Annotated in this window: 23 protein-coding genes; 13 read left to right on the top strand and 10 right to left on the bottom strand. The window is 71.8% G+C overall.

Going from position 1 to position 25,255, the window contains the following annotated elements; translation table 11 throughout:
• Positions 1-25: 25 nt before the first annotated feature.
• Together ACIQ1J_RS29270 and ACIQ1J_RS29265 are read right to left on the bottom strand one after the other, a co-directional pair.
• The gene (locus tag ACIQ1J_RS29270; protein WP_403561481.1) at positions 26-2,053 is read right to left on the bottom strand and encodes a flotillin family protein; all 2,028 of its coding nucleotides are present in this window, start codon (positions 2,051-2,053) and stop codon (positions 26-28) included.
• A 146-nt stretch (positions 2,054-2,199) separates the two neighbouring features.
• The gene (locus ACIQ1J_RS29265) at positions 2,200-2,592 is read right to left on the bottom strand and encodes a hypothetical protein (RefSeq protein WP_403561479.1); all 393 of its coding nucleotides are present in this window, start codon (positions 2,590-2,592) and stop codon (positions 2,200-2,202) included.
• A gap of 618 nt (positions 2,593-3,210) precedes the next feature.
• Between ACIQ1J_RS29265 and ACIQ1J_RS29260 the strand changes: the two genes are divergently transcribed.
• A complete protein-coding gene (locus tag ACIQ1J_RS29260) occupies positions 3,211-4,734 on the top strand; it encodes an alanine/glycine:cation symporter family protein (protein ID WP_403561477.1) in 1,524 nt (507 codons plus the stop codon).
• 40 nt (positions 4,735-4,774) lie between these two features.
• On the opposite strand, the gene ACIQ1J_RS29255 is transcribed toward ACIQ1J_RS29260, so the two are convergent.
• The gene (locus tag ACIQ1J_RS29255) at positions 4,775-5,101 is read right to left on the bottom strand and encodes a hypothetical protein (RefSeq protein ID WP_403561475.1); all 327 of its coding nucleotides are present in this window, start codon (positions 5,099-5,101) and stop codon (positions 4,775-4,777) included.
• A gap of 158 nt (positions 5,102-5,259) precedes the next feature.
• On the opposite strand from ACIQ1J_RS29255, the gene ACIQ1J_RS29250 reads away from it, so the two are divergent.
• Genes ACIQ1J_RS29250 through ACIQ1J_RS29240 form a run of 3 tightly spaced genes read left to right on the top strand, consistent with a single transcriptional unit; the run spans position 5,260 to position 8,357 of the window.
• Positions 5,260-6,030, top strand: coding sequence for a hypothetical protein (locus ACIQ1J_RS29250; protein WP_403561473.1), 771 nt, complete (start codon positions 5,260-5,262; stop codon positions 6,028-6,030).
• 6 nt (positions 6,031-6,036) lie between these two features.
• Positions 6,037-7,611 (top strand): hypothetical protein, encoded by a 1,575-nt coding sequence (locus tag ACIQ1J_RS29245; RefSeq protein WP_403561471.1) that lies wholly within the window; start codon positions 6,037-6,039, stop codon positions 7,609-7,611.
• On the top strand, positions 7,608-8,357 hold the full coding sequence (locus tag ACIQ1J_RS29240) for a TIR domain-containing protein (RefSeq protein ID WP_403561469.1): 750 nt from the start codon (positions 7,608-7,610) through the stop codon (positions 8,355-8,357). The genes ACIQ1J_RS29245 and ACIQ1J_RS29240 overlap by 4 nt, the downstream gene beginning before the upstream one ends.
• Positions 8,358-8,675: 318 nt before the next feature.
• Here the strand turns inward: ACIQ1J_RS29240 and ACIQ1J_RS29235 are convergent, their stop codons facing one another.
• Positions 8,676-9,500 (bottom strand): macro domain-containing protein, encoded by an 825-nt coding sequence (locus ACIQ1J_RS29235; RefSeq protein WP_403561467.1) that lies wholly within the window; start codon positions 9,498-9,500, stop codon positions 8,676-8,678.
• 242 nt (positions 9,501-9,742) lie between these two features.
• On the opposite strand from ACIQ1J_RS29235, the gene ACIQ1J_RS29230 reads away from it, so the two are divergent.
• On the top strand, positions 9,743-11,173 hold the full coding sequence (locus ACIQ1J_RS29230; protein ID WP_403561465.1) for a macro domain-containing protein: 1,431 nt from the start codon (positions 9,743-9,745) through the stop codon (positions 11,171-11,173).
• A 252-nt stretch (positions 11,174-11,425) separates the two neighbouring features.
• On the opposite strand, the gene ACIQ1J_RS29225 is transcribed toward ACIQ1J_RS29230, so the two are convergent.
• From ACIQ1J_RS29225 to ACIQ1J_RS29210, 4 genes are all read right to left on the bottom strand, one after another.
• A complete protein-coding gene (locus ACIQ1J_RS29225) occupies positions 11,426-12,859 on the bottom strand; it encodes an ATP-binding protein (protein WP_403561463.1) in 1,434 nt (477 codons plus the stop codon).
• Complete coding sequence (locus ACIQ1J_RS29220; protein WP_403561461.1) at positions 12,860-13,609, bottom strand: response regulator transcription factor; 750 nt, start codon at positions 13,607-13,609, stop codon at positions 12,860-12,862.
• A gap of 61 nt (positions 13,610-13,670) precedes the next feature.
• Entirely contained in the window at positions 13,671-14,321 is a 651-nt protein-coding gene (locus tag ACIQ1J_RS29215) for a CE1759 family FMN reductase (RefSeq protein WP_403561693.1), read from the bottom strand.
• Between the two features lie 8 nt (positions 14,322-14,329).
• On the bottom strand, positions 14,330-15,430 hold the full coding sequence (locus tag ACIQ1J_RS29210; RefSeq protein WP_403561459.1) for an LLM class flavin-dependent oxidoreductase: 1,101 nt from the start codon (positions 15,428-15,430) through the stop codon (positions 14,330-14,332).
• A 123-nt stretch (positions 15,431-15,553) separates the two neighbouring features.
• Here ACIQ1J_RS29210 and ACIQ1J_RS29205 point away from each other — a divergent pair, with 123 nt between their 5' ends.
• Together ACIQ1J_RS29205 and ACIQ1J_RS29200 are read left to right on the top strand one after the other, a co-directional pair.
• Positions 15,554-15,892, top strand: a complete 339-nt coding sequence (locus ACIQ1J_RS29205) for a YnfA family protein (protein WP_053135097.1) — start codon at positions 15,554-15,556, stop codon at positions 15,890-15,892.
• 62 nt (positions 15,893-15,954) lie between these two features.
• The gene (locus ACIQ1J_RS29200; protein WP_403561457.1) at positions 15,955-16,734 is read left to right on the top strand and encodes an SDR family NAD(P)-dependent oxidoreductase; all 780 of its coding nucleotides are present in this window, start codon (positions 15,955-15,957) and stop codon (positions 16,732-16,734) included.
• 21 nt (positions 16,735-16,755) lie between these two features.
• Here the strand turns inward: ACIQ1J_RS29200 and ACIQ1J_RS29195 are convergent, their stop codons facing one another.
• Entirely contained in the window at positions 16,756-17,949 is a 1,194-nt protein-coding gene (locus ACIQ1J_RS29195; RefSeq protein ID WP_403561455.1) for an RtcB family protein, read from the bottom strand.
• Positions 17,950-18,152: 203 nt separating this feature from the next.
• Here ACIQ1J_RS29195 and ACIQ1J_RS29190 point away from each other — a divergent pair, with 203 nt between their 5' ends.
• From ACIQ1J_RS29190 to ACIQ1J_RS29180, 3 genes are all read left to right on the top strand, one after another.
• On the top strand, positions 18,153-19,013 hold the full coding sequence (locus ACIQ1J_RS29190; protein ID WP_403561453.1) for a DUF3558 domain-containing protein: 861 nt from the start codon (positions 18,153-18,155) through the stop codon (positions 19,011-19,013).
• A gap of 132 nt (positions 19,014-19,145) precedes the next feature.
• Positions 19,146-20,018 carry a DUF3558 family protein gene (locus tag ACIQ1J_RS29185; RefSeq protein ID WP_403561691.1) on the top strand — a complete coding sequence of 291 codons (873 nt, stop codon included), beginning with the start codon at positions 19,146-19,148 and terminating at the stop codon, positions 20,016-20,018.
• A gap of 89 nt (positions 20,019-20,107) precedes the next feature.
• Entirely contained in the window at positions 20,108-21,526 is a 1,419-nt protein-coding gene (locus ACIQ1J_RS29180) for a DUF2637 domain-containing protein (RefSeq protein WP_403561451.1), read from the top strand.
• A gap of 79 nt (positions 21,527-21,605) precedes the next feature.
• Here the strand turns inward: ACIQ1J_RS29180 and ACIQ1J_RS29175 are convergent, their stop codons facing one another.
• On the bottom strand, positions 21,606-22,871 hold the full coding sequence (locus tag ACIQ1J_RS29175; RefSeq protein ID WP_403561449.1) for a hypothetical protein: 1,266 nt from the start codon (positions 22,869-22,871) through the stop codon (positions 21,606-21,608).
• A gap of 1 nt (position 22,872) precedes the next feature.
• On the opposite strand from ACIQ1J_RS29175, the gene ACIQ1J_RS29170 reads away from it, so the two are divergent.
• The 3 genes from ACIQ1J_RS29170 (at position 22,873) to ACIQ1J_RS29160 (ending at position 25,193) form a co-directional block, all read left to right on the top strand.
• On the top strand, positions 22,873-24,144 hold the full coding sequence (locus ACIQ1J_RS29170) for an ALF repeat-containing protein (RefSeq protein WP_403561447.1): 1,272 nt from the start codon (positions 22,873-22,875) through the stop codon (positions 24,142-24,144).
• Between the two features lie 139 nt (positions 24,145-24,283).
• Positions 24,284-24,664 (top strand): hypothetical protein, encoded by a 381-nt coding sequence (locus ACIQ1J_RS29165; protein WP_403561445.1) that lies wholly within the window; start codon positions 24,284-24,286, stop codon positions 24,662-24,664.
• Between the two features lie 37 nt (positions 24,665-24,701).
• Entirely contained in the window at positions 24,702-25,193 is a 492-nt protein-coding gene (locus ACIQ1J_RS29160) for a hypothetical protein (protein WP_403561443.1), read from the top strand.
• The last annotated feature ends 62 nt before the right edge of the window (positions 25,194-25,255 follow it).

Raw genomic sequence — 25,255 nt, 5'->3', positions numbered from 1 at the left:
TCCGGAGGACGAGGTGGTCGGACGGTCAGGCCTTGGCGCTGCCGTTGAGGGACGCCGGTGAGGCGTCCGCGAGGCCCGGGTCACCCGCCTCGCCGAGGAGCTTCCGCACCTGGCCGGCGTCGTCCGTCTTCATGAGCTTCATCAGCAGGGCGGAGACGGTCAGGTTCTGCACGTCGGCCGTGGAGACCGAGCCGAGGACCCGGCCGAGGTCGTCCGGGAGGTTCGACGTGCCGTCCAGATACGGCTTGGCGAGGGCCTGGGCGGTCTCGGAGTGCTGGACGAAGCCGTCGACGCTCTTGCCGAGCGCGATGGAGGACATCAGGCGGTCGAAGAACACCGACTCGCCGCCGACGATGTTGATGTCGGCGTTCTCCAGGCCGGTGGCCAGCACCGTGGCCTGCGCCTCGGCGACCTGGCGCTGCACGTCCAGGCCCGCGAGCCGGATGTCCTTCTCGGCCTCCAGCCGCAGCCGGTACTCCTCGTGCGCGCGGGACGCCTCGTCGAGCGCGGCCATCGCCGCCGCCTTCTCCGTCAGACCGGCCGCCTCGGCCTTCAGCTTCTCGCCGACGCCCTCGGCCTCGGCGAGCGCCTTCGCCCTGACCCCCTCGGCCTCCGCGCGCATCCGCGCCTGGGCGGCCTCGGCCTCCGCACGGCCGGCCTTCTCGATGACCTCGGCCTCCTTGTCGCGGACCTGGACCTCGGCCAGCCCCTGGGCCGCGCTCTCCGCCTGGACGCCCTCGGCGAGCCGCAGCTTGGCCCGCGCGTCGAGGTCGGCGCTCTTCAGCCGGGCCTCGGCCAGGGTCAGTTCCTCGGCGGCGCGGTGGGTGGCGGCCTGCTCCGCGGCCTCCGCCGCCTTGATGTCCTTGACCAGCTTCTCCTGCGCCTGGGCCTCGGCGGCGATGATCACGGTCTGCCGGTCGCGCTCCGCCTCCTCCACCGCGCGCAGCTTCTTGATGGACTCCTCCTGCTCCGCGACCGTACGGTCCACGGCGACCCGCTCACGGATGACCTCGGCGATGTCCCGCTTCTCGGCCTCGACCTCCTTGGAGGCCGCGATCCGGGTCAGTTCGGTCTCCCGGTCCCGCGCGATGACCTCCAGGAGCCGGTCCTTCTCGATGCGCTCGCTCTCGATCGCGATGACCCGTTCCCGGTTCTTCGCGGCGACGGCGACCTCGCGGGCCTGGTTCTCACGCTGGACGCCGAGCTGCTCCTCGGTACGCAGGAAGGCGCCCTGCGCGCGCAGTCGCTCCTCCTCCACCACTCGCGCGGTCTCGGCCTCCTCGCGCGCCCGTACGGTCTCGATCTCCCGCTTCTGCTTGGTCTCGGCGTCGACCTGCCGGCGCTCCAGCTCCAGGATCGCCTCCCGGGCGTCGACGTTCTGCCGGGTGATCTCCTTCTCCTCGGTGCGCTGGGCCTCGTTGGTGCGCACGTGCTCCACGGCCGTCAGCTCGGTGATCTTCCGGATGCCCTGCGCGTCGAGGACGTTGGCCGGGTCGAGCTGGGTCAGCGGCGTCTGCTCCAGGTAGTCGATCGCCGCGTCCTCCAGGTGGTACCCGCTGAGGTCGACGCCGATGACCTCGATGATCCGGTACCGCAGTTCCTCGCGCTTGGTGTAGAGGTCGGTGAAGTCCATCTGCTTGCCGACGGTCTTCAGCGCCTCGGAGAACTTCGCGTGGAACAGCTCCTGGAGGGTGTTCCGGTCACTCGCCCGCGCCGTGCCGACCGCCTGGGCGACCCTGACGACGTCCTCGACGGTCTTGTTGACCTTGACGAAGAACGAGATCCGGATGTCCGCCCGGATGTTGTCCTGGCAGATCAGGCCCTCCTTGCCGGCCCGGGTGATCTCGATGGCCTTGACGGAGATGTCCATCACCTCGGCCCGGTGCAGCACCGGCAGCACGACCTGCCCGGTGAAGGTCACGTCGACCTTGCGCATCTTGGAGACGATGAGCGCCTTGCCCTGCTCCACCTTGCGGAACAGCCGGGAGACGACGAGTACGGCGAGCAGGCAGAGGACGACGAGCACGCCCGCGCCCACGATCATGGCATTCATCAGCTACGTCCTTGGCAGGTAGGGAAAGGTGAGCCCGCGCCGGGCTCGGCGGAGACACGGTGGCGGCCCGGCGAGCCCGCAGGGCGCCGCGTCCGCGAAGGTCGGAAACGCGAGGGTCGGAAACGCGAGGGTCGGAAACGCGAGGGTCAGGAAGTGGCCGTCCGGGACGGCCCGCGTTCGTCGGGCACGTGCCGGCGCCAGAGGCGTACGAGCAGGCGGGTCGCGAACGACGCGGCCACGGGGGCGGCGACGAGGACCGCGAACCCGGTCAGCGCGCGCACGGCTCCCCCGGACACGACGGGTTCGAGCAGCAGGCCGGCGGCGAGGGCACCGGACCAGGCGAACACCGTCATCAGCGAGAAGGAGACGGCGACCGGCGCTTCGCCCAGCCTCCAGGCAGCGGCGTCCACGTCCTTGTCGAAGCAACGGGAGCCCACGGCGCCCACCGCGACGAGCAGCCAGAACGCCGTCACGACGAGCAGGGCGACGGTGAAGTGGAAGACGGGGAAGCCCACGGCGACCTCGGCGAACGTCCGCATGCTTCCTCCCCCGTGATGCCGTACGTGACGGCGACGGCACGTCGGGCTCCGATGCCGTCACCTGCCGGTATCAGGCACCGGAGCCATCCGATGTGCTCCCCTCACCCATATCCTGCCGACCGATCCCCCTTGCCGCATTGCCGTTTTCCGGCAATCTTCCGCCACCGCTGCATGCCGGGCACCGTTAAGAAGGCGTCAGGCCCGCGACCCCCGGGGCAAGCGGTGTCCTGGGAGCGCGCGGGGCGCATACGCGTCGACCGGCCGCGCGCCGCACCGGTCGTACCAGACATAAGTGTCCATTGCACCTACCCCGCGGCGGCATAACAGTCCGGTCTCACGTATCGGAATTTCGCCTGGTCACGGATGGTGATGTGATTTGCATCACTCAAACACCGGCAAAGTCGTGGTAGAACAACGCAACTCCGCAGGTGACTGGGTGCAGCGCCGCTCTGCGGAGGGTCGGCACCACCGGCGGACCCGTTCGGCACGATCACATTCCGGAACGGGACGGTGCGCGCCACGTTCGCCCACCGGACAAAGACGTTCGCTCAGAGACTCAGAGACCGCTCCCCGGCGAGACTTCCCAGACCGCCAGCCCCGCGTCATCGAGGTAGCAAAGTGTCACTCGACTCCGTCACCCAGTCCGTCGACGAAGCAGTCAGCGGATTCTTCGAACCCATAGCCAAGTGGCTGGGGGAGGTGGTCTTCTACGCCGTTCCCGTCGGCGGGACCGACCTGCCCCTCATCGTCGCCTGGCTCGTCGTCGCCGGTCTGGTCTTCACCGGCTGGTTCGGGTTCATCCAGGTCCGCAAGTTCAAGCTCGCCGTGGACGTCGTACGAGGGAAGTTCGACGAGAAGGGGTCGGCCGGCGAGGTCAACCACTTCCAGGCGCTGACCGCCGCCGTCTCCGGCACGGTCGGCCTCGGCAACATCGCGGGTGTGGCCGTCGCCGTCTCCATCGGCGGTCCCGGCGCCACCTTCTGGATGATCCTGTGCGGCCTGCTCGGCATGGCCACCAAGTTCGTCGAGGTCACCCTCGGCGTGAAGTACCGCGAGGTGCACGCGGACGGCACCGTCTCCGGCGGTCCGATGCACTACCTGCCCAAGGGCCTCGCCGAGCGCTTCGGCAAGAACGGCAAGACCCTCGGCAAGGTCCTCGCGGTCCTCGCCTCGTTCATGATCCTTTTCTTCGGCCTCTTCGGCGGCAACCTCTTCCAGGTCAACCAGTCCTACGCGCAGCTGGTCTCGGTCACCGGCGGCGAGGACGGCGCGCTCGGCTCCTCCGCGGGCGCCCTGTTCTTCGGCATCCTGATCGCCGCGCTCGTCGGCATCGTGCTCCTCGGCGGCATCCGCTCCATCGCCAGCGTCACCAGCAGGCTCGTGCCGGCCATGGCGGGCGTCTACATCGTCGCGTGCCTGGTCGTGATCCTGGTCAACGTCACCGCCGTCCCGGACGCCATCGCCACCATCGTGGAGGGCGCGTTCAACCCCGAGGGTGTCGCCGGTGGTGTGCTCGGTGCTCTGATCATCGGCTTCAAGCGGGCCGCGTTCTCCAACGAGGCCGGTCTCGGCTCCGCCCCGATCGCCCACTCCGCGGTCAAGACCAAGCACCCCGCCAGTGAGGGCCTGGTCGCGCTGCTGGAGCCGTTCATCGACACCGTCGTCATCTGCACGATGACCGCGCTGACCATCGTCATCGCCAACCCGGACAGCCTCGGCAAGGACATCGGCGGCGTCACGATCACCTCCGACGCCTTCGAGACGGTCCTGCCCTGGTTCCCGTACGTCCTGACCGTCGCGGTGCTGCTGTTCGCCATCTCCACGGTGCTGACCTGGGGCTACTACGGCCTCAAGGCCTGGACGTACCTCTTCGGCCGCAGCCGGACCAGCGAGGTGACGTACAAGGCCCTCTACACCGTCTTCGCCATCGCGGGCTCCCTGCTGACGCTGCAGACCCTGATCGACCTGGCCGACGCGGTCCTCTTCTCGCTCGCGGTCATCAACATCATCGGCCTCTACCTCCTCGCCCCCGTCGTCAAGCGCGAACTCAACACCTTCCTGGAGTTCATCCGCGCCCGGAACGCCGGTGAGAACACCGGGGACGGCGACGAGGACCAGGACTCGGTGAAGACCACCGTCTGATCCAGGACCACCGTCCGACCTGTCACGAACGGGTCCGTGCTCACCTCGCGCCTTGGTGAGCCGGGCCCGTTCGCCGTTCCCCGGCCCGCCCGTGGGCGGCAGCCGCGCGGACTCGGCCCCAGGACTGGCCGGCCGCTTCTCCGACGGTGCGGTTGAGCCGGTCGAAGGAGTCGGTCAGCGCGATCTCCGGGTTGAGCGCGCCGATCTCGTCCTCGCCCTCACCGTCGCCGACGGCCGCATCACCGCGGTCACCGCTGTGATCGACCCGGCCGTACTCGCGCTCATGGACCCGCCGGGCCCGCCGCTGCCGGGCGACGGCCCGATGAGGAAGGCCCCCGGCCGAGGAGAGGCGGGCTCCGGGACGCACCTCATACCGGAAGCCGATCGGAAGCGCATCGGAAGCCCGGAAATCTGGTTTCGGAAGCGCTGCCCCTGGTCGGATCGGGCGATGCACAAGGCACATCGGCCCACTCGGGGCGCGTGCCGTATCCGCTCAGCCGGATACCGGCGGCAATGAGGTGACAGATGAGTAGTACACGAGTACCGCCCGGCGCCCGGGGTTCCTACCCCGCACCGGGGCTAGCACTCGCGCCCGGCCACGTACGCAACCAGGCCCTGACCGTCATCGCGGTCCCGTTCGTCCTCATAGTCGTGCTGGTCGTCGTGCTCGCCGCGACCGGCCGTGACGACGGAACCTCCGCCACCGACGGGCTCTACAACAGCGGAGCCCTGCCGGACTGGGCGGACGGAACGGACGACGACGGGACCACGGACGACGGAACCAACCCGGACGGCCTGGGCGGCCCGACCGGTCAGGACACGTCGCCCTGGGACGACGGGACGACCGACGAGCCGACCGACGGGACCTACGACGACGGTACCTACGACGGGGCGACCGGCGGGACGACCGACGCGCCCCTCGACGACACCGCTGACGGCACGGCCACCGGCGGCACGGCCACCGGCGACGCGACCGACGACCCCGCCGACTCCCCGTACCCGGACGGGGACGGGCCGGAGGCGACGGTGACCGCGTACTTCGAGGCCATCAACAACCGGGACTTCCAGGCCGCCTGGGAGCTGGGCGGCAAGAACCTCGACCCGGACTACGACCACTTCGTCGCCGGCTTCGGGACGACCGAACGGGACGAGGTAACCGTGACCGGAACGACGGGCGACGAGGTGTCGCTCACGGTCGTGGCCTGGGAGACCGACGGCACGCGGACGACGTACGAGGGCACCTACACGGTGACCGACGGCGTCATCACCTCGGCGGACATGCGGGAAGGGAACTGAGCTGCCATGACCACCCACGCCGCCCCGCCGCCCCCCGACGCGACGAGCAACGCCACCCGCCTGCTGTGCGCGGGCACCTACCTCGACCCCGTCTACCGCAAGGCGGTGATCCGGGAGCTGCTGACCCACCGGTACCGGGTGGTGGCCCCCTCCTACGGCTACGACGCGGCGCCCGTGCTGGCGCACGCCCTCGCCGCCCACAACCTGCGCCGCAACCAGCTGATCGCCCTGTGGACGGGCACCGCCGTCATCGCGCTGCTGCTCGCGGCGGGGCTGCTCAACGGCGTCTCGGCGGCCCTGCTCGTCTTCTGGCTCGCCTGGGCCACGATGTTCCTGCGCCGGCTCGCCATCCTCCAGACCCTCGCCGAGCACCTCGCGCCGCCGGCCGACGACCGGACGGGATTCGACGGCGGCTTTCCGACGACCTCGCGCCTGACCCCGGAACTGGTCGGCAAGATCGACCGGGAGCAGGCCGCCGACACGGTGTACTACGGCGGCTACAAGCCGTTCGTCGGCGCGGGCCACTCGATCCGCCGGTGGGCCAACGCGGAGCTCCTCCTCGGCGCCCCGGTGCCCCGCAACGGCTCCCTCGGCCAGGACCTGCTCAACGGGCACGTCCCCGCCCAACACGGCCCCGCGGACGGCGCGGGCGACGGCGGTCCGGCCGAGCGCAAACCGATCATCCCCTTCACCGTCGGGGACATCACCGGCCGCGTCCACGAGCAGATGCTCGCGGAACTGCGGGACAGACCCGTCCCCAGCGACCGTATCCAGCTGCTCTCCGTCGACCGGCGCCGGTTCGCCAAGGCCGTCCGGACGACCGAGGGCGACGACTCCGTCGCCGCGCTCATCGACACGCCCGACCCCGGCCGCACCGACGAACACTGGCGGGAGGACTACGACGCCAGCCGCGAGTACCTGTGCATCCGGATCGGAGCCTGGCAACAGGAGCTGGTGACCTCGGTGTTCATCGGCTTCGACATCAAGGGCAGCACCCTGCACACCGAGTTCTACACCTACGTCCTCGGTCCGGTGCCGGAGAGCTTCCACCTCGCCGACCGGCTGCCCGCCACGATCGACGGCAGGCTCATGCGGCGCATCGCCTGGGACGTGACCCGCAGCGCGCCCGGCGAACTCCTGCGGCTGATCACCAACCCGTTGCGCGAGCGGCTGCCCAGCCGCTTCGGCTCCGACACCGTCCGGACGCTGGTGAGCCAGCCTGCCGACACCAGCGAGTTCCGGCTCGGCCGCTACGCGCTGACCGTCGTGGACTGCGGCGCGCTCACCAGCGTCCGCGAACTGGCGCCCAACAGCGACTTCCACCACTTCTTCCAGGAAACGGACGCGATCAAGTACATCCAGATCATCGAGCGTCATCTGCTGCAGATCGTCGGCGACTTCCTGCACGACCACGACGTCGACACCAGTGAGCACGAGGCCAACCAGACCAACATCCTCCAGCAGAACTTCGGCGCCCACAGCACCAACAACTTCGGCGGCAACCAGAGCGTCGGCAACACCGGCACCACCCAGACCTTCGGCAACAACTCCGGCATCACCAGGGAGGCACGACCGGCATGAGCGGCCAGCAGTTCCACGGCAACAGCTTCGGCCAGGGCGGCAACAACAACTTCGGGGGCAACCAGAGCGTCGGCAACAGCGGCACCACCCAGACCTTCGGCGACAACTCCCCGGTGCACCCCGCGCCGTCCGGTCCGGCCGGCCCGGCCGGGCTGCCGCCCGCCGGCGGGCGGCGGTCCGACCCGGCCGTGGTGCCGGATGACGCCGACCGGGCGCGGAGCGTCTTCGTCGTCCACGGCCGCGACGACCAGGTACGGCGCGAGATGTACGAGCTGCTGCGCCGGCTCGATCTGCGCCCCAAGGAGTGGGAGGACCTGGTCAGAGCGACCGGCCACGCCTCGCCCTTCCTCGGTGACGTGGTCGCCGGCGCTCCGGCGCAGGCCCAGGCGGCACTCGTCCTGCTCACCCCGGACGACGTCGTCTCGCTCCACCCGGACCTGCAAGGTCACAACGAGCCCGACTACGAGACCCGGCCCGTGTGCCAGCCGCGCCCCAACGTCCTGATCGAGCTGGGCATGGTGCTGATGGCGTACCCCGAGCGCACGCTGATCGTCGAGGTCGGCGGTCTGCGGCCGATCGCCGACATCGCGGGCCGCAACGTCATCCGCTTCGACGGCTCCGGGACCGCGCTCGGCAAGATCGTGGAGCGGCTGAAGCTGGCGGGCTGCACGGTCAACGACACCGGGTCCGACTGGCGCCACACCTACCCGTTCCAGCACCTGTCCGCCTACCACCGCCGGCCGTAGTCCGGCGGATCCGGCGCCGCTCGGGGGACCGGCGCAACCGGCCCCCGGGACGCGTCCCGCCACCGCGGCACGCGTCCGGGGGGCCGGCGTCCACGCTCAGGGGACTGCCGCCCCCAGCCACCAGAGCCCGCCGCCTCACCCGGGAGACTGCCGCCCCGACCTCGGGACTTCCGCCGCCTCCCGGGGGCCGCTGCCCTCAGCCGGGAATCCTCCTGTCCCGCCCAGGGGACTGCTGCCCCGGCCAGGAACCCGACGCGCCGCACAGGGGGTTGCTGCCCCACCCGGGGACCGCCGCGCCGCACAGGCCGGCGCCCGCTCCTACCCCGCGCCGCCGGAATCCGCCGCCGCCAGCACCCCGAGGAACGCCGCGACCTCCGCCAGATCGACCCGTTCCAGCTCGGCGGGGCGCAGTACGACCCGCAGCTCGCGGCAGATCACCCGCTCCCGGGAGTGGGTGATGAAGGAGAGCAGGATCAGGCGCAGCAGACTCTCCTCGTCGAGCCCATGCAGCCGCGACAGCCCCGAACCGATCAACGGCACGGCCACGCAGTCCAGCTGACCGTGCCGGTAGACGGCGTCCCAGACGCGGCTGAGGCTGAGCCACAGTTCCTCCGTGCTGGACCGCGCCACGCAGTCGTTGCCGAGCCGGCTGTAGGCGACCCCGAAGACCAGCCGCGGCCGGCTGCCGAGCACCGCCACCGTGCCGACCGGGTAACGGCCGAGCTTTCCGTACGGCTTGTCCTGCCGGGACTCCCTGGCGACCGGCACGGCCGTGCGCAGAGCCGCGTCGAGCTCGTCGTCCAGCCGCCGCGCGTCACCGTCGTACCGGCGCTCCAGCAGTTGCCCCTGCACACTGGCGCCACTGATGACGACGCCGTCGCGGACGTCGGTGTCGAAGGTGTCGCAGAACCCGACGACGAGGTGGGCGGACTCGTCGAACAGATCGCCGGGGCCGACCGTCACCGCCATCTGCGGCCGCCGGAACTCCTGGCGCACCGCCACCGTCGGCCGGCTGCGCAGCACGCCCCAGGCCAGGCACAGCAGCGCGGACGCCGCCGTCACCGGAGCCGGGGCGGGGATGGCGGCGGGCCACACCTGCCCGGCGAACTGGACGACCGCCGACACCCCGCCGAAGGCCGCCATCACACTGCCGGCGAACAGCCGCCGGGTCCGCGCCCCGCCGAACAGCCCGCGACGGCCGCCCCGGCTCCGCCGCCCCCCGGGGCTCAGCCGGCCGCTCCGCCGCGACGGACGGCGTACGACCGGACCGGCCCCACGCGAACCGACCGAATCCACAACTCCCCCAATCGGACGATTGATACGCTGCCGAAATCTCCCCCGCCACCGCTCGGCGGGAGAGAGTGAAGCGAGTGGAGACCACTTGTATGGCGCGCATCCGTGTGAGCGTCCTGGGACCGGCAGAACTCCAAGTAGACGGCGCGCCCGTCCGGTTGACCCCGCTGACCACACGGCTGCTGGTCCGCCTGGTGGCCGCGGAGGGCGAAGCCGTACCGGTACGCCGGCTGCACCGGGACGTGTGGGCGGTCGCCGGTGAGCAGCCGCACCAGACCGGGCGCCACCGCAACGACGTGCAGAAGCGCGTCTTCGAACTGCGCCGCGCCCTCGACTCCGCCCAGAACGGTGACGGCGCCCGGGTGCTGCGCACCGAGCAGCTGCTGGCCGCCCCGGCACCCGAGACCGCGTACCGGCTGGTGCTCGCACCCGACGAGCTGGACTGCTCGGAGTTCACCGACCTGGTCAACTCCGGGCTGCTCGCGCCCCCCGCGTCGGCCGCCGACCGGCTCGCGGCGGCGCTCGGCCTCGTCCGCGGCCGCCCGCTGGCCGAGGTGGCCGACGAGGAGTTCGCGCTGCCGCTGATCCGCCGGCTCACCGCACTGCGTGAGACGGCCCGCCGCCAGCTGATCCGCAGCCGCGTGGACCTGGGCCGGCACGACCTCGCCCTGCCGGTCGCCGAACGGATGGCCCGGGAACGGCCGGACGACCGGGACGTCGCCGAGCTGCTCGGTTCCCTGCGGGACCGGCTGCGGGAGCGGCACGGGCAGGAACTGCTGCGGCAGCCGTTCCCCGGCGCGGGGGACCTCGTGGTGGTCCGCGGCGACCTGTTCGACCAGGAGGACGCCAATCTGGTCGTCGGGTTCACCGACACCTTCGACACCGCCACCGAGCGGAACCTGGTGATCAGCCGGGAGAGCGTGCAGGGGCAGCTGGTGGAGCGGCTGTTCCGCGGCGAGCGCAAGCTGCTGGACGACCGGCTCCAGGCCGGACTGAAGGCGTTCACCCCGCTGCGCACGGAACGGGTCCGGGACAAGCCCCGCGGCCGCCGCGTCCGCTACCCGCTCGGCACCACCGTCCCCCTGCCGGTGGACGGCCGCCGGGTCTTCGCCGTGGCCTACTCCCGGCTCGGCAACGACCTCGTCGCCCGCTCCGCACCGGCGGAACTCCGGGCGAGTCTGGACGCCCTCTGGCCGGCCGTCGCCCGGTACGGCATGTACAAGCCGGTCGCGATCCCGCTGATCGGCTCCGGACTGGCCCGGGTCGTGGAACTCGACCGCACCCAGCTGCTGCTCATGATCGTGGAAAGCTTCACCGCCCACTGCCGCCGGGAGCCGGCGACAGCGCCCGAACTGCGCATCGTGATCCGGCCGGCGGACCTGGAGCGGACCGACCTGTCCGCGCTCGGCACGTTCCTGCGCACCTCGCGGCACGGCGGCACCGGCGTGAGCACCGCGAGCGGCGCCGTCGCCGACACCGGCGGCGCAGGCAGCGGCGACGGGGGCGCGCTGGGCCGCTGGTGACGTCGTCATGTCCCCAGGGCATCAGCGGCCCTGCTTCCGGTGCCAGCCGCACACCGCTTCCGAACCGCTTCCGGCCCGCTTCCGGCTCCCGTCACGGGGCCGACGGGACGCCACGCACGCCCATCGCCGTCACGTACGCCCCGTCGTCACGTACGCCCCGTCGTCACGTACGCCCGGACCTCACGCACGCCCATCGCCGTCACGCACGCCCCGCCCTCACCCCCGCCCATCGCCGTCACGTACGCCCCGCCCTCACCCCCGCCCGTCGGCCCCCTCCTCCGCGCCCCCTCCACTCACCGTGAACCCGATCACCGACCCGCCCCCATCCCGCCGGAAGGCGAACGGCGCTCCCCCGTGCGCCAGCGCCACCTCCCGCACGATGGACAGGCCGAGTCCGGAACCGGGCCGCGAACGGGCGTCGGCGGTGCGGAAGAAGCGGTCGAAGACCCGGGTCAGGTCGGCTTCGTCGATGCCCGGACCACGGTCGCGGACATCGACGCGGATCGGCCCCTCCAGGGCGGGCCCGGCGACGGCGACCTCGATGGGCCCGGTGCCGCCCGGGTCGAACTTCGCGGCGTTCTCCACCAGGTTGGACAGCGCACGGGTCAGCATCGCGGGCCGGCCTTCCGTCACCGTCTCACCGCGGACGCTCACGCCGATCTCCCGCCCGGTGCGGCGCCGGGCCAGGCTCGCCACGTCGCGCGCGACCCGCGCCAGGTCGACCCGCTGCGGGGGCTCCCCGGCGGACTGCCCGGCCGCCAGCTCGACCAGTTCGTTGACCAGGTCGGTCAGCTCACGGGCCTCCTGGCCCAGATCCGCGACCAGTTCCTGGCGGGCGCCGGACGGCAGCTCGTCGATCCGGCGCAGCAGCGAGATGTTGGTCCGCAGCGAGGTGAGCGGCGTACGCAGCTCGTGCCCCGCGTCCTGGACCAGGCGCCGCTGGTCCTCCTCCGACTGGGCGAGGCGGACCAGCATCAGGTCGATGGCGCGGCCGAGGCGGCCCACCTCGTCGGGTCCGGTGACCGGCACCAGGACACCCAGCCGACGGGTGCGGGCCACGTCCTCGGCGGCGGAGGTCAGGAGCACCAGCCGCCGGGTGATGCGCCGCGCCAGCCACCAGCCGAACAGCCCGGCGGCCGTCACCACCGCGGCCATCAGCAGCAGCGTCCGCCGCTGCAGCGCCCGCAGCAGGTCCTCGGTGCCGCTGAACTCCTGCGCCACCTGCACCGCGCCCCGGCCACCGCCCAGCGACACGGTCGCGACCCGGAAGACGTCGCGCCCGACCCCGACGTCCTCGTGCTGGACCGTCCGCCCGGCCACGGCGGCGTGCGCGGTCCGCCGGTCGGCGTCGGTGACCGGCAGCGGCGGACCGGCCGGGTCGGACACCCTGCCGTCCGGCCCGAGCACCTGCACGTCCGTACGGGCCGGGCGCACGATGTCGTGGCCGGGCGCGGAGGAGGAGAAGTCGCCGGGCGACAACCGCCGCTCGCGCACCTCGGCCCGCAGGTCCCGCACGACCTGCGCCAGTACGGACTCCTGGTCCACCCGGACCAGCCGGGCCGCGGCGTTGTACGACAGCACGCCGACGAGGACCGTGACCACGGCGGTGACCGTCGCGAAGGACACCGCGAACGTCGTACGCAGCGACAGCAGCCGGGGCCGGCGCCCGAGCGGGGAGGGGCCCACTCAGCCCTCCCGCAGCACGTAACCCACGCCGCGCACGGTCTGGATCAGTTGCGGCGCGCCCGGCTGGTCGAGCTTGCGGCGCAGGTAGCCGACGTAGACGGCGAGGTTCTTGGAGCCGGGACCGAAGTCGTAGCCCCAGATACGGTCGTAGATCGTGGAGTGGTCGAGCACGATGCCGACGTTGCGGACCAGCAGCTCCAGCAGCTCGAACTCGGTACGGGTCAGCTCCAGCTCGCGCCCGCCCCGCCAGGCACGGCGCGCCCGCGGGTCCATGCGCAGCCCGGCCGCTTCCAGGCAGCGGGCGGGGTCCGGCTCCTCCTGCGCGTCGGCGGAGGTGGCGGAGGTGGAGGCGGCCAAGGCGTTCGGAGTGCCCGCCTCCTCACGGTCGGTGCGGCGCAGCAGGGCGCGCAGGCGGGCGAAGACCTCCTCCACGTCGAAGGGCTTCACCACGTAGTCGTCGGCGCCCGCGTCCAGGCCCGCGATCCGGTCGGCGGTCTCCACCAGCGCCGTCAGCATCAGGATCGGCGTGGCATCGCCCTCGGCGCGCAGCTCCCGGCAGACCTGGAGGCCGTCGACGCCCGGCATCATCACGTCCAGCACCAGCACGTCCGGCCGGCCGCTGTGGGCCCGCACCAGCGCCTCGGCGCCGTCGGCGACCGCGGTGACCCGGTAGCCCTCCAGGGTGAGGGCGCGCTCCAGGGCGTGCCGGATCGCGCGGTCGTCTTCGGCGAGCAGAACAGTCCGGGGCACGCGTCCAGTCTGCCAAGGCCGGGGGCCCGGTGACCGGACGGCCGGGCTTCTTACCGAGATCTCACCCGGCGGGCCGCAGCGCGGCGAGCCGCTCCTCGAAGGGCACGACCTCGAAGGCGTCGCCCGCCGGCTTCCCGGCCGGTTCCGGTGCCGCCGGCAGTTCGCCCGACAGACCGTCCGACAGCCCGCCCGACAACCCGGCCATCAGCCCCGCCAGCTCCCCCGCCGCCCGCTCGATCCGCCCGTCCAGACCCTCGGCGCCCCAGTCCTCCGAGGCGGCGTAGACGCCGGTCGGGACGACGACGGCCTTCAGGTAGGCGAAGAGTGGGCGCAGGGCATGGTCCAGGACCAGGGAGTGCCGGGCCGTGCCACCGGTCGCGCCGACCAGCACGGGCTTCCCGGCGAGGGCGCCCTCGTCGGTCACGCTCAGCGCGTCGAAGAACGACTTGAACAGCCCGCTGTACGACGCCGAGAAGACCGGCGTGACGACGATCAGGCCGTCGGCCGCCGCCACCGCGTCGAAGGCGGCGGCCAGGCTCCGGCCCGGGAACCCGTTGGCGAAGGTGTGCGCGATCTCCACGGCGAGGTCGCGCACCTCGACCACCTGGACCTCCGCCGGCGCCCGGCCGGTGGTTGCGGCGGCCAGCCGGTCGGCGAGCAGCCGGGTGGACGACGGGACGCTCAGCCCCGCGGAGACGACGACGAGCCTCATGCCCGTACTCATGCCCGTACTCCTTCCTCAGCCGTGTCCTTGCGGGTGGCCAGCAGGGACGCGTGGGTGGGCGCGTCCGGCACGTTCGCCGGGCGGTCCTTGGCGAACTCCTCGCGCAGCACCGGCACGACCTCCTCACCGAGCAGGTCGAGCTGCTCCAGCACGGTCTTCAGGGGCAGACCGGCATGGTCCATCAGGAACAGCTGGCGCTGGTAGTCACCGGCGTAGTCGCGGAAGGCCAGCGTCTTCTCGATCACCTGCTGCGGCGAGCCGACGGTGAGCGGCGTCTGCTCGGTGAAGTCCTCCAGCGACGGCCCGTGCCCGTAGACCGGCGCGACGTCGAAGTAGGGCCGGAACTCACGCACCGCGTCCTGGCTGTTCCTCCGCATGAACACCTGCCCGCCGAGGCCGACGATCGCCTGCTCGGGGGTGCCGTGCCCGTAGTGGGCGTAGCGGGCCCGGTAGAGCTCGACCATGCGCTTGGTGTGGTCGGCGGGCCAGAAGATGTTGTTGTGGAAGAAGCCGTCGCCGTAGTAGGCCGCCTGCTCGGCGATCTCCGGCGACCGGATGGACCCGTGCCAGACGAACGGCGCGACCCCGTCCAGCGGCCGGGGAGTGGACGTGAAGCCCTGGAGCGGCGTACGGAACTTCCCCTCCCAGTTCACGACGTCCTCGCGCCACAGGCGGTGCAGCAGGGCGTAGTGCTCGACGGCGAGGTTGATGCCCTCGCGGATGTCCTTGCCGAACCACGGGTAGACCGGGCCGGTGTTGCCGCGACCCATCATCAGGTCCACCCGGCCGTCGGCCAGGTGCTGGAGCATCGCGAAGTCCTCGGCGATCTTCACCGGGTCGTTGGTGGTGATGAGGGTGGTGGAGGTGGACAGGACCAGCCGCTCGGTGCGTGCCGCGATGTAGCCGAGCATGGTGGTCGGCGACGACGGTACGAAGGGCGGATTGTGGTGCTCGCCGGTCGCGAAGACGTCGAGCCCGACCTCCTCGGCCTTCAGCGCGATGGCGACCATGGCCTTGATGCGCTCACGCTCGGTCGGCGTACGGCCCGTGGTCGGGTCCGGCGTGACGTCGCCGACGGTGAAGATGCCGAACTGCATGGTCGCTCAACCTCCGAGTCGTTGACGCTTCAACTATACCGCCAACGACTGACCCCCGGACGTTATTCCGGCCACGCCCCCTGCCCCGTGCGCAGCCCGGCCCCGCCGTGCGAGGCTGCCCGCATGCTCGTGCTCCGCTCCGCCGCCCTCTTCGTCGTCGCCGCCCTCTTCGAGATCGGCGGCGCCTGGCTGGTCTGGCAGGGCGTACGCGAACAGCGCGGCTGGCTCTGGGCCACCGGCGGCGTCCTCGCCCTCGGCGCCTACGGCTTCGTCGCCACCTTCCAGCCCGACGCCCACTTCGGCCGCATCCTCGCCGCGTACGGCGGGATCTTCGTGGCCGGCTCGATCCTGTGGGGCATGGTCGCCGACGGCTACCGCCCCGACCGCTGGGACGTGACCGGCGCGCTGGTCTGCCTGGCCGGGATGGCCGTGATCATGTGGGCGCCGCGCAACGGCGGCTGACTACGCTGGGCGGCGACCGGTAACACCGACCGAGACCGGTAACACCGACCGAGGAGCAGCCCATGGCCCCCGCAGCCGCCCCGTCCGCCGCCTCCCGCATCGCCGTCGTCACCGGTGCGAGCAGCGGCATCGGCGCCGCCACGGCCCGGCAGCTCGCCGCGGCCGGCTACCGCGTCGTCCTCACCGCCCGCCGCAAGGACCGCGTCGAGGCGCTGGCGGAGGAGATCCAGGCGGCCGGCCACAAGGCGACGGCGTACCCCCTGGACGTCACCGACCGCGAGGCGGTCGACGAGTTCGCGACCGCGTTCAAGGCGGTCGGCGTCCTCGTCAACAACGCGGGCGGCGCGCTCGGCGCCGACCCGGTGGCGACCGGCGACCCGGACGACTGGCGCCGCATGTACGAGACGAACGTCCTCGGCACCCTCAACCTCACCCAGGCCCTGCTCCCCAAGCTGGAGGCGAGCGGCGACGGCACGATCGTCGTCGTCTCCTCGACCGCGGGCTTCGCCACCTACGAGGGCGGCGGGGGCTACGTCGCCGCCAAGCACGCCGAACACGTCCTCGCCGAGACCCTTCGCCTGGAGATCGTCGGCCGCCCGGTCCGCGTCGTCGAGATCGCGCCGGGCATGGTCAAGACCGACGAGTTCGCCCTGACCCGCTTCGGCGGCGACCAGGACAAGGCCGCCAAGGTCTACCAGGGCGTGACCGACCCCCTGTCCGCCGACGACGTCGCCGACACCATCACGTGGGCGGTCACCCGCCCCGCCCACGTCAACATCGACCTCCTGGTCGTCCGCCCCCGCGCCCAGGCATCGAACACGAAGGTCCACCGGGAGGGCTGACGCCGGACGGCGTCCCCGGCGTCAGCCCTTCACGCAGACGACCTGCTTCAGCTTGGCCACGACCTCCACCAGGTCGCGCTGCTGGTCGATGACCTGCTCGATCGGCTTGTAGGCGCCCGGGATCTCGTCCACGACGCCCGAGTCCTTGCGGCACTCCACGCCCCGCGTCTGCTCCTCCAGGTCCTTGGTCGAGTAGCGCCGCTTGGCCGCGTTCCGGCTCATGCGCCGACCGGCGCCGTGGGAGGCGGAGTTGAAGGACTTCGCGTTTCCGAGTCCCTTGACGATGTACGAACCCGTGCCCATGGAACCGGGGATGATCCCGTAGTCCCCGGAACCCGCGCGGATCGCGCCCTTGCGGGTCACCAGCAGGTCCACACCGTCGTACCGCTCCTCGGCGACGTAGTTGTGGTGTGCGCTGATCTCCGGCTCGAAGACCGGCCTGGCCTTCTTGAACTCCTTGCGGACCACGTCCTTCAGGAGCGCCATCATGATGGTGCGGTTGTACTTGGCGTACTCCTGCGCCCAGAACAGGTCGTTGCGGTACGCCGCCATCTGCGGGGTGTCCGCGACGAACACCGCGAGGTCGCGGTCGATCAGGCCTTGGTTGTGTGGGAGCTTCTGGGCGATGCCGATGTGATGCTCGGCAAGTTCCTTGCCGATGTTGCGGGAACCGGAGTGGAGCATGAGCCACACAGAACCGGCCGTATCCGTGCAGACTTCGACAAAGTGATTTCCGCTTCCGAGCGTTCCCATCTGCTTCCCGGCCCGCTCGTAACGGAACTTGACCGCTTCGGCGACTCCATCGAACCGCCCCCAGAAGTCGTCCCACCCCGCCGTCGCCAGCCCGTGGAACCGCCCCGGCTCGACGGGACTGTCATGCATCCCCCGCCCCACCGGAATCGCCTGCTCGATCTTCGAGCGCAGCCGCGACAGGTCGCCCGGCAGGTCGTTCGCCGTCAGGGACGTCTTCACCGCCGACATTCCGCAGCCGATGTCGACCCCCACCGCCGCCGGGCACACGGCACCCCGCATCGCGATCACGGACCCGACCGTCGCGCCCTTGCCGTAGTGCACGTCCGGCATGACGGCGAGGCCCTTGATCCAGGGCAGGGTCGCGACGTTGCGCAGCTGCTGGAGCGCGCCCTCCTCGACCGTCGCCGGGTCGGCCCACATCCGGATCGGTACCTTCGCGCCCGGCATCTCCACGTACGACATATCGTCCTCATTCCCCCGGAAACAAACAGAAGCCTCAAAGCGCAAAACCGGCGCCAAGGGCAGTCAAAGGGACGACCGACCGGCGTTCACGGCAGCGCGTGCGATACACATTGTCTGCAGGGGACGCCCCCGTGCGGCAAGCGAATAACCAGCGGGGACACTGGAGTACCGACCACAGCCACACCGGCGAGAGGAGCCGCACCGTGCAGCGGAAGGCCTATGTACCCGGCGTCGCCGCCCTCCTGGCGGCGCTGCTGGCCGGCTGCACCGGCGGCTCGGGCGACGGCGCCACGGCGGACGACTCCAACCCGGGACAGCCCGGCGTCGCGACCGAGGCGGCCGAGCCCGGCAAGTACCGCACCCTCCCGGAGCCGTGCGGCGCGGTCGGCGACAAGGCGCTCGGCTCGCTGCTGCCCGGCCTCGAGGAGATCCCGGACGAGGAGCAGCGGAAGAAGGCGTACGCGGGCGAGGCGACGCTCGCGTACGACACCGACCGCAAGGTCGGCTGCCGTTGGAAGGTGGATTCGGCGGACGCCACCAACCACCTCTTCGTGGACTTCGAGCGGGTGGTGGCGTACGACAACTCCGTGAGCGACGACAGCGAGGCGGAGACGCTCTTCGCCCGGCAGGTGGAGGCGGCCGACCTCCCCGAGCCGGCCGTCTCGGAGTCGGAGGCGGGTTCGGAGTCGGGTTCGGAGTCCGCGTCCGGTTCCGGGTCGCCGTCCGCCACCGCGTCGTCCGGCACGCCCTCCGCCCCGGCCTCCGGCTCCGCGTCGTCCACCGCCCCCTCCTCGAGCGCGTCCGCCGGTGCCACGCCCGCCGAGCTCCAGCCCCGGCTCCTCGACGAGCTGGGTGACGAGGCGTTCGTGGACGACGAGCTGAGCAGCTCCGGTTCGACGGCGAAGCGGCGCACGGTGACTGTGGCGTTCCGCACGTCGAACGTCGTGGTGACCATCGAGTACGCGGAACAGTCGGCGACTCTCGGAGTCGTGCCGGACAGCGAGGAAATGCAGGACATGGCGCGGAAACTGGCTTCCCATCTGGCGGATTCACTGAGCGGTTGAGCCCGGCCCGGGCTCCCTCGCGTCCGCGCGCGATGCACCTGAAGCAGACTCGTGCGGTTTTCCCACCGCGTACGGTGGCCCCTCGGACCCGTTCCGACCGCAGGAACCACGAGTGCCATGAGTGAAGGAACCATGCAGCGACGAGCCCAGCGTGACCAGCGAGACCTGGGGGTACCTCCCACGCCGTCCAGGCAGTGGGGGAGAGCGAAGCGACTCCGCCGCGCCTTTGCCGGCGCGGCCGCCGTCCCCGTGATGCTGGTGGCAGCCGGCTGCTCCTCGGACTCCGGCTCCGACGGCGGCAAGGACAAGGCCGCGGACAAGACGGCCGCGTCCAAGTCGGCGAGCCCGTCCCCGACGGTGCGGGCGGCGGCGTACGGGAAGCTTCCGGAGCCGTGTTCCGTGCTGTCGAAGAAGACGCTGGAGGACTTGGCGCCGAAGGCCGATTCCGGCAAGGAGGGCGCGTCCAACGACACGGCGACGCGCGCCGGTTGTTCCTGGGACAGCCTGGACGACAACGGCGTGAAGGGCTCTCAGTTCCGCTGGCTGAGCGTGTCGATGCTGCGATTCGAGTCGGACGCGTCCCGCGGCGAGGGTGACAAGCTGGCGCGCGCCTACTACACGAAGCAGCTGCAGGACGCCCAGTCCGCGCAGGGCGCGAAGAGCGTGAAGACCGCGCCGGTGAGCGGCACGGGCGACGAGGCGTCGGTGGTGCGCTACGACCTGGAGAAGAAGGAAGGCACCTTCAAGCAGCAGACGGTCGTGGCGCGCGTCGAGAACGTCGTCGTCACCGTCGACTACAACGGCGCGGGCCTGGCCGGCGACAAGACACCGGACGCCGACGACCTGGTCAAGGACGCGCAGCAGGCGGCCAAGGAGGCGGTGGCCGCGGTGACGAAGGCCAACACCGCCGACACCGACGGCGGCAAGCCGGGCACCTCGTCGTCACCGTCCGAGTCGGCCTCGGAAGCGGAGTCGTCGCCGAAGTCGCCGTCCAAGACCGGCTGACAGGTCGTACCGACCCACCGGCCACCCGTCCCCCGCACACATGTGCCACTCTGTTGCGCGCAACAACACGCACTGGGAGGGGAGTACGGGTGGCCGCGCCATTGGAGCTGACACGGACGCATCGCGTTCTCATCGGCATGGTCGTCTTCGGTGCCGTCATCATCGCCGGGATCGGCTTCGCGGGTTCCTACGCGGCGGTGCGGGAACTGGCCCTGCAGAAGGGCTTCGGGAACTTCAGCTACGTCTTCCCGATCGGCATCGACGCGGGCATCTGCGTACTGCTGGCCCTGGACCTGCTGCTGACCTGGATCCGCATCCCCTTCCCGCTGCTGCGGCAGACGGCCTGGCTGCTGACGGCGGCGACGATCGCGTTCAACGGCGCGGCGGCGTGGCCGGACCCGCTGGGTGTGGGCATGCACGGGGTGATCCCGATCCTGTTCGTGGTGTCCGTCGAGGCCGCCCGGCACGCGATCGGCCGGATCGCCGACATCACCGCCGACAAGCACATGGAGGGTGTCCGCCTCACGCGCTGGCTGCTCTCGCCGGGGCCGACCTTCCTGCTGTGGCGCCGGATGAAGCTGTGGGAGCTGCGCTCCTACGAGCAGGTGATCAAGCTTGAGCAGGAGCGTCTGGTCTACCAGGCCCGGCTGCGTTCCCGGTTCGGGCGCGGCTGGCGCCGCAAGGCCCCCGTCGAGTCGCTCATGCCGCTGCGCCTGGCCCGCTACGGGGTGCCGTTGTCGCAGACGGCCCCGGCGGGGCTGGCGGCGGCGGGCATCGAGCCGGCGCTGCTGCCGCCGGCGCCGCAGGCCGACGCGCTCCCGGACGGACGGGCGGCCCACGGGACGGCGCCCTCCCTGCGGAAGGCGGACCCCGCCGGTGAGCAGCGCCCCGAGCTGGTCGGCGGCCGGGACGCGGCGCCGGAGCCCGCGCCGGAGCAGGCCGCGGTGGGCCGGAACCCCGCGACGGACCCGAACTCCGCGTTGAGCCAGAACCCGGCGGCGGACCAGAACCCGGCAGCGGGCCAGAACCCGGCAGCGGGCCAGAACCCGGCGATGGGCCCGAACCAGAATCCGTGGCTGCACGCCCGGGACCCGCAGTCCGTCGAGTACCACGGCGACTACGACCCCGCGTACGACCCGGACCAGTACGCCCAGTGGGAAGCGGAGCAGCGGCAGGCCGAGCAGTACCGGCAGCAGTTCGAGGAGGAGCCCCCCGTGCGGGAGCCCTCTCCGGAGGACACCGGCAGTTTCCCCATACCGGTCGGCCCCCACCGCACCCGCGAGCTGGGGGAGGGCGGTGGCACGCCGGAGCCGCAGGGCCCGGACGAGGACGCCTACTACCAGGTCTTCAAGCAGTCGATCAACGGCAGCTACCCGACGCCCCGGGAGTTCGGTGACAACGTGGAGGCGACGTTCGGTACGCCGCTCGCCGACCCGGAGGCCAAGCGACTGGTCAGCCGCTTCACCAACCGCCACAGCGCGGAGCTGGAGGACGAGCACATCGCCTGACCGGCGGTGCGCACGGCGAAGGGGCGCCCGGTGGTATCACCGGACGCCCCTTCGTGGTGCCGTGGTACCAGCGGGGGTACTAGCGGGCCGCGTAGCCGAAGGCGGTGCCGGCCGGCGGGAGGCCGCCCTGCCCGGGCCGGTACACGGTGACCGGTGCGGTGGGCTCACCGAGGGTCACGTTGGACATCGGCAGAGCGTGGAGGGCGCCGGTGCTGGTCGGGCCGTACGGCATGCCGACGTACAGGTGGGTGCCGGTGAAGTGGATGCTGGAACCGAGCCGCTGGCCGGCTCCGGGGGCCCCGGGGATGCCGTCGCCGGACTCCACCCACTTGTCGTTGGCGCCGGGCGAGCCCAGCAGCGAGAAGACGTGCACGGCGCCGGCCTTCTGCACCGAGCCGAGTGCCTCGTCCGGAACACCGACGGCCATCTTCATGGTCGCCTCGGTGCTGACCGCCCGCGGTGCGGTGTTCACGGCCGTCAGGGTGGTGCCGAAGTGGTCACCGGCCTCCGACGTGCCCGACACGTCGTCGCCGCCGGTGCCCGAGGAGAGGCCGTTGAGCTGGGTGTAGGTGCCGGAGGCGGTGACGCGGAAGGTGAGGACCGCGCCGGTCTCCGCCTTGCTGACGCCATCCACGTTCAGGGCCTCGCCCGGCGTGCCGACGGCGAGGATCGACTCGTCGGCCGTCGCCGAGCCCGAGGGCCGGTAGGGGGCCAGGGCGAGGGCCGCGCCGAAGCGGTCTCCGACCTCGGCGCCGCCCGAGACCGTGTCCAGGTCCTGGTCGAGGCCGAAGAGCGGGGTGGGCCGCTTCTCGGAGTTCAGTTCGTGGGAGAAGACCACGAGGTTGCCGGCGGTGTTGTCGCCGTTGATGCTCTCGTCCGGGGCACCGATCGCGATGTGGTTGGCGTCGGCCGCGACCGAGGCGCCGAAGCCGTCGTTCGCCTGCACGGCCCCGGGCACGTCCAGCTTGTCCTGGTGGACGGAGACGTTGGTGCCGCGGCTCACGTAGAAGGCCTCGCCCGCCTTGGCGGCGTCACCGAGGCCCTCACCGGGCGTGCCGATCACGAGGAAGGGCTCGCCCGCGGCGGAGGTGCCGGCGGCGAGGGCCGCGCCCATGAGGTCGCCGGTCTCGGGGGTCGAGGCGGAGATGGAGCCGTTGCCGGTGGCCTGCTGGAAGTTGGTGTCCTTGGTCGCTCCCGTGCCCAGGCCGCCGGGGGCGCCGTGCAGGAGGTCGACCATTCCGGCGTCGACGGCGCTGCCGGCGCTGGCCAGTGAAGACGCCGACGCCGCGAGCGACTTCCTCGCCACCGGGGTCATCGAGGCGGCGGCCACCGACAACCGCGTCACCGTGTTCTCGATCCTGAACGAGGACCCTGGCAAGGCCGTCAAGGCGAAGGCCGAGGCGGCGCTCAGCGACGGCAGTGCCATGGCCCTGCACCGCTTCCTCAACGTGGAACTGGCGGAGGCGGTCAAGCAGGACGACCAGGTCGAGATCTTCCGTCTCCTCGACTCCGGCGGCCCCTACATGAAGTCGGCCGCACAGATCGTCCTCGAGGGCAGCGCCCGTATGCGGCGGTACTTCGTCGCACGCGACAAGTACAACGTCGCCCGCCTCGACCAGGATCACGCGACCCACGTCGCCGCCATCCGCGCGGCCGTCGCACACGCCGCGAAGGTGGCTGCGCAGGCCCTGGCGGACGCCGCGCTCGCCTCCAAGGCGGCGGCCGAAGCCCGGCAGGCCGCGTCGGAGGCGACCGAGTGGGCGCAGAAGGCCAAGGGGTACGCGACGGACGCCTCCGAATCGGCCATCGAGGCGAAGGCGAACGCGGACGCCGCCGACAAGTCCGCGGCCGACGCCGCCAAGTCCGCCGCCGGCGCCAAGCAGGCCGCCTCCGTGGCCCGCGGCGCGGCCAGGACGGCGAACTACTCGATGCGGCAGGCGTCGGCGTCCGCCCGGCAGGCGGTCTCGTACGCGGCCGACGCGCAGGCGTCCGCGGCCAGCGCCCGGGCCGCGGCGATCGAGGCCGGCAAGGACGAGCGGGCCGCCGCCGCGGCAGCCAGCGAGGCGCGTTCCATCGTGGCCGCCAAGCGGAAGGCCGAGGCCGCCGAAGCCGCGCGCAAGGCCGCCGAGAAGGCCAGGCAGGACCAGGAGAACGGGACCAACCCCTCCCAGAACTCCGACGAGGACAAGCCCTGGTACTGGGACTGGGAGCTGTGGCCGGAGGACATCGGCGACCCCAAGCAATGGGCGGCGGTCACCGGGCACTGGAGCGCGATCGTCGGCACGGCCGGCGTCGTACTGGGCGTGGGCGCCCTGCTCTTCCCGCCCGCCGCCCCGGCCCTGCTGGCGGCCGCCGGCGCGGTCGGCCTGGTCTCCTGGGGCCTCCAGGGGGCGAGCGCCCTGCTCCACGGCATCGCGGACAACTGGCAGGGCAGCGACTTCCACAGCGCGCTCGGCATGTTCGCGGTCGGCGGCATCTTCCTGGGCAAGGGGGCTCTGCTCAGCAAGTTCGGCGGCGTCGACGACGCACTGCGCCCCGTGGCCGAGGAGGTCGGTTCCAAGATCTCCAGTGTGGTGGGGGACTCGGTGACCACGGTCGTCGGCTGGCTCACCTGGTAGAAAAGCAGCGCACACCGGCGGGGTGGAACGGCACGTTCTCGTGTTCCACCCCGCACGGAGAAGCCCGGAGCGGTCGCCAGGACCGCCTCGCACAGAGGACCGCCTCGCACAGAGGACCGCAAGGAACAGAGGAGATCTCATGCTGACACCCGACATGTCGGTGACCCAGTGGTGGGTGTTCGCCGTCGTCTCCGGTGTCGCCCTGGCGCTGGCCGCGCAGTCCCTGGCCGCCACGACCGCACAGCGGATCTCCTCGGTGCTCGTTCCGCTGGCGGGTGCCGTCGCCGTCGTCGGGCAGTCCGCGGCCCGCGGCTACGAGGGGAAGCAGCCTCTCTTCCTGTTCACCCTGGTCGCCCTCGTCCTGGTGATCCTGCGGCTCGTGTACGGCAGGTACCTGGCGCGGCAGATGGCTCTGTACCGTGCGGGCGAGTCCGCGGACGAGGTGACGAAGAGGCAACTCGCCGTCTTCCTGCTCGCCTTCGTCGCCGCGGCCGTCCTGGTGGCCTTCCTCATCGGCTGAGCGATGACGGACCCTTTCGACAGCTGAGGAGCCCGCGGTGGTTCTGCCCCTCTGGGTGTTCGCCCTCTTTGTGTCCGATCTCGTGCTCACCTGCGTGTTGATGCGGTGGCTGCCGCAGCGGCGGGAGCGGTGGGTGGCGGCGGTCACCCTGCCGGTACTCGCGGTGCTGGCGCTGCTCCTCCGGTTCGGCGCCCAGGCCTCGTGGACGGCCGCGTTCGCCGCCTGCACCGGGTTCGTGTGGGGGACGGTCGTGGCGCTGCTGCCGTTCCGGGGCTGGGTCTCGTCGTGGACGCTCCCGGTGCACGGCGACGCGCGTCTGCGGTGGCCGGAAGCGGTGCTGGTACTGCTGGGTTCGCTGACCCCGTTGTCCACGAAGCGGACGGATGCCGCGCAGCGCAAGGCGTTCACGGCACGCGAGGTGGAACGGGACCGGGGGCGGTTCCCCCGGTTGATGGGCCTGGCGCTCCTCCTGCTGCCGGCGCTGGCCGCGGTGGGCTCGGGATGGGCGACCGGCGCGCCGTCACCGTGACACCGCCCCGCCGCATCCCTTCCTCCGCATGGCGACGGGGGCGCCCGGCCGAAGCCGGGCGC

Source organism: Streptomyces sp. NPDC097107, assembly GCF_044762405.1.
GTDB classification, from domain to species: domain Bacteria; phylum Actinomycetota; class Actinomycetes; order Streptomycetales; family Streptomycetaceae; genus Streptomyces; species Streptomyces thinghirensis.
Note: the sequence above shows the minus strand (reverse complement) of the source record. Positions and strands in the feature narration are given on the sequence as shown.